Annotated in this window: 4 protein-coding genes and 2 tRNA genes; 5 read left to right on the forward strand and 1 reads right to left on the reverse strand. The window is 44.7% G+C overall.

The window, feature by feature from the left end:
* The first annotated feature begins 68 nt into the window (after positions 1–68).
* Complete coding sequence (locus ABYB02_RS15460; RefSeq protein WP_372763297.1) at positions 69–830, forward strand: methyltransferase domain-containing protein; 762 nt, start codon at positions 69–71, stop codon at positions 828–830.
* A 7-nt stretch (positions 831–837) separates the two neighbouring features.
* Here the strand turns inward: ABYB02_RS15460 and rnhA are convergent, their stop codons facing one another.
* A complete protein-coding gene (gene rnhA / locus ABYB02_RS15465; RefSeq protein WP_372763298.1) occupies positions 838–1,302 on the reverse strand; it encodes a ribonuclease HI in 465 nt (154 codons plus the stop codon).
* 68 nt (positions 1,303–1,370) lie between these two features.
* Here rnhA and dnaQ point away from each other — a divergent pair, with 68 nt between their 5' ends.
* The 4 genes from dnaQ to ABYB02_RS15485 all read left to right on the forward strand — a co-directional run bounded on the left by dnaQ (position 1,371) and on the right by ABYB02_RS15485 (position 3,765).
* Entirely contained in the window at positions 1,371–2,084 is a 714-nt protein-coding gene (gene dnaQ / locus ABYB02_RS15470) for a DNA polymerase III subunit epsilon (protein ID WP_372763299.1), read from the forward strand.
* Positions 2,085–2,094: 10 nt separating this feature from the next.
* The gene (locus tag ABYB02_RS15475; protein WP_372763300.1) at positions 2,095–3,465 is read left to right on the forward strand and encodes a TIGR03503 family protein; all 1,371 of its coding nucleotides are present in this window, start codon (positions 2,095–2,097) and stop codon (positions 3,463–3,465) included.
* Between the two features lie 98 nt (positions 3,466–3,563).
* Positions 3,564–3,640: transfer RNA gene (locus tag ABYB02_RS15480), tRNA-Asp, on the forward strand.
* Between the two features lie 51 nt (positions 3,641–3,691).
* Positions 3,692–3,765: transfer RNA gene (locus ABYB02_RS15485), tRNA-Asp, on the forward strand.
* The last annotated feature ends 2 nt before the right edge of the window (positions 3,766–3,767 follow it).

Here is a 3,767-nt window from a genome sequence, read left to right on the forward strand (position 1 = left end):
CTTTGACTTGCACCATGTTACGTTGCTCTATAAAGTGACAGTTACCTATAGTATAACGAGCTCATAAAATGAAACCAGCCCTTAGTTTTCAAGAAGGACCTAAACCGTTGTCATGGCAGCAGTTCCCTCATGGGGATTATTTACGCTGCGACATAGAACGTAAACTTGCGCCTTGGTTACCGCGTATGTTTGGTTATCATATGTTAAAGCTGGGCAGTTTAAGTGCTGAATTAAATACCAGCCAGTGCAGCATTCGGCATCAAGTCTGTGTTGCTGAGCCAGGCCCCTATACTGGCGTGGTAGCCGATATAGATGAGTTACCCTTTTATGAGCACACCATAGATGCGTGTATTTTAAGCCATTGTTTAGAGTATCATTCAGATCCACACCATATTTTGCGCGAAGTACACCGCACATTAATACCTGGCGGCTATATCGTGGTGACCGGCTTTAATCCGTTCAGCTTATGTGGACTGGCACAATTATTACCTTTTAGCGGCGAAAAGCTGCCGTGGACCGGTCGCTTTTTTACTCCCGGGCGAGTAAAAGATTGGTTGAATTTATTAGGCTTTGAAATTGTGAGTGATGAGCGGTTTATTTACTCATCACTGGCGCGGGGGAATCGGCTATCTCGATTTGCATGTTGGCGCAGTTTTACCAAGCAGTATTTAAAACCTATGGGCAGTGTGTATATGCTGGTAGCACGTAAACGTGTTGCGCCGTTAACCCCAATTAAGCCGAAGTGGCATGCAAGGCCGCAATTTTCCCCGGTAAAGGGAGCGGGGCTCAGGCAAACATCAAAACAACATTACCAGCAAAGTAAAAAGTGATTTTTATTTAAGCTTGATAACCGACATCGTCAAGCAACTCTTTGCTGCTTGCTGCCTCGCGGGCTAAGTCATCAACAATTTCGTTGTATTTATGGCCGCTATGTCCTTTAACCCATTTCCAGGTAACAGTATGCTTGTTGCATGCTTTATCGAGGCGTTGCCATAAGTCGACATTTTTAACCGGTTTTTTAGCTGAGGTAAGCCAGCCGCGTTTTTTCCAATTGGCAATCCAAGATTCAATCCCTTGCTTTACGTATTGACTGTCGGTGGTGAGATTAACCACACACGGGCGAGTGAGAGATTCCAGTGCAACAATGGCCGCGAGCATTTCCATGCGGTTGTTGGTCGTTAGTTTATAACCTTGGCTCAATTTCTTTTCGTGTTCGTTATAAATCATAAAAATACCATACCCGCCGGGGCCTGGATTACCTAAACATGAGCCATCAGTATAAATCTCTACGGTTTTTTCCACTGTTTTACCTTGATATTATGTACAATAAAGTGATTATAGAAAGATACCAGAGTCAGGATTAATTCGATATGGCACGCAGACAAATAGTTTTAGATACAGAAACCACCGGCATCGACCCAAAACAAGGGCACCGTATTATCGAAATTGGTTGTGTTGAGCTGGTAAATCGCCGCTTAACCGGTAACAACTTTCATGTGTATATTAATCCACAGCGCAGCATTGAAGAAGAAGCGATAGACGTTCACGGTATTACCAATGAGTTTTTACGCGACAAACCTTTATTTCATCAAGTTGCCGAAGAGTTTTTTGAGTACATAAAAGGTGCCGAGCTGGTAATTCATAATGCCCCCTTTGACGTGGGCCACATGGATAACGAATTTGCGCTACTGAATCAGCACCACCCGAAAACCCATGCATTTTGCCAAGTGCTCGACACCCTTAAAATGGCCCGTGACTTGCATCCAGGACAAAAGAATAACTTAGATGCATTATGCCGCCGCTACGATGTAGATAATACTAAGCGTACTTTGCACGGCGCATTGCTAGATGCTGAAATTTTAGCCGATGTGTATTTAGCAATGACGGGGGGGCAGGTTAAGCTCAACCTGAATCAAAATAAAGATGACAGTAGTGAACATCAGCAGGGCGGTATAAGGCGTTTAAACAGCGATAGAGCTCCGCTCGTTGTATTGCGTGCAAGCGAGGCAGAGCACGCGGCACATGAAGCACGATTGGATTTAGTTAATCAAGAGGGCGGCCAATGCTTATGGCGCGCTGAATAAGGCTTACTTTATGAAAACGATGTATTTTGTCACCGCGCTACTGTTTGTTAGTGTCTTTAGCGGCAGTGCATTTGCGGTAAAACAAGTTGAAGAACTCAAGCGTGATGGTAAGCAAAATGAAATCCCGTTACTCGATAATCGTTTTCGTATCGATCATAATATAGATGAAATTACCTTATTGTTTTTTAGAAAGCCGGGCTCCCCTGCCGTCATTTTAGTCAAGCCCGACGGCAGCAAGTATTTTGCCACCGAATCATTGAAAAATCCGGACCTTGAATGGTACGACGAGCTAAGTTATGACCTAGTCACCATTCGCAACCCAATGGCAGGCCCTTGGCAAGTGATTGGCAGTATCATGCCTAATAGTCGTATCGTGGTGTTAGGGGATATATCGCTGCAAGCAGAGCCACTGCCACCTATGGTATTTAGAGGCGAAACAATTAAAGTAACCGGCAAAATTTTAAATGACGATGAGCCAATCAATGCGCACCTGTTTAAAGATGTTGTTACCTTAAATGTTGACTTTGTGAGTACTAATAATGAAAACGCCGCTAATTTTGGTGCCGGTACTCAAGAAGTGGCCGAATTTAGGGATGATGGACAGGGGTTTGACGAGCAAGCGAGAGACGGGGTGTTCACCGGGGAGTTTAAACTGGACTTTCCCGAAGGTGAATGGATCCCTGAATTATACATTGCCACGCCACAATTTCAGCGCCGCATAGTACAAAACGTGATTAAGGTGCACCCTGCGCCAGTGGAGTATAACTTAGCGTTAGCAGAACAAGACGTTAGCGATCATTTGTTAACAATTAATTTAGATAGCAGCATAGTGCAACCCGACACAGTGATTATACAAGGCAAGCTATTTTACCCAAATGATGAGCAGCAAATATTTACCCTAGCGCAAACAGAGCAGCCATCACGTACTCTGTCGCTTAAAAACTATGGTTGGGGGCGATATAGTGTTGAAATGGCTATTTTTGGCACAAATAACAATGGCCGAGAATTTATGGCAACTTTACCCGCCTATCAATTTAGCGTTAAACGACCGATTGTCGCAGTGCCCGAAATTGACCCAGCCACGTTAATTAAACCCAGTCAGCCAATTGAGTCGCCACCGCAACAACCGAAAATGGCCACATCGGTACTGGTGAGTTTAATTGTTGGCGGAAATTTAATCGTTTTATTACTTGGCTGGCTGACGGTGCGAATTTTTGTTGAAAAAAAACCAGTCAAATTGAAGCTGAAGCGAACATTTTTCAATAAACAGCAACAGGCCGAGCCCGAGCCGAGTTCCGCAGAAAAAAATCAGCCCGCTAAAAATAGCTCGAAAAGTGACAGATCCGGTGAAATTTTAAACCTTTCGCTGACAGATGACTAAAAAACCTAAATAAAAACGAAAAACCCCTTGACGAAGCAGGGGCTGATTCGTATTATTCACGCCGCTGTCAGGGGAGACTCAAACAGCAACGAAAATGTGGAGTGGTAGTTCAGTTGGTTAGAATACCGGCCTGTCACGCCGGGGGTCGCGGGTTCGAGTCCCGTCCACTCCGCCAATTGTTTCAAAGGTTGTAAGTCCTTTTAAAATTTACAGAAGCAAGATGTGTGGAGTGGTAGTTCAGTTGGTTAGAATACCGGCCTGTCACGCCGGGGGTCGCGGGTTCGAGTCCCGTCCACTCCGCC

Origin of the sequence: Pseudoalteromonas sp. (assembly GCF_041613455.1) — a bacterium.
In the GTDB taxonomy this organism is placed as follows: domain Bacteria; phylum Pseudomonadota; class Gammaproteobacteria; order Enterobacterales; family Alteromonadaceae; genus Pseudoalteromonas.

Coding starts and splice junctions, on each gene's coding strand:
- ABYB02_RS15460 (WP_372763297.1), top strand. CDS start 69: ATGAAACCAGCCCTTAGTTTTCAAGAAGGACCTAAACCGTTGTCATGG.
- dnaQ (WP_372763299.1), top strand. CDS start 1,371: ATGGCACGCAGACAAATAGTTTTAGATACAGAAACCACCGGCATCGAC.
- ABYB02_RS15475 (WP_372763300.1), top strand. CDS start 2,095: ATGAAAACGATGTATTTTGTCACCGCGCTACTGTTTGTTAGTGTCTTT.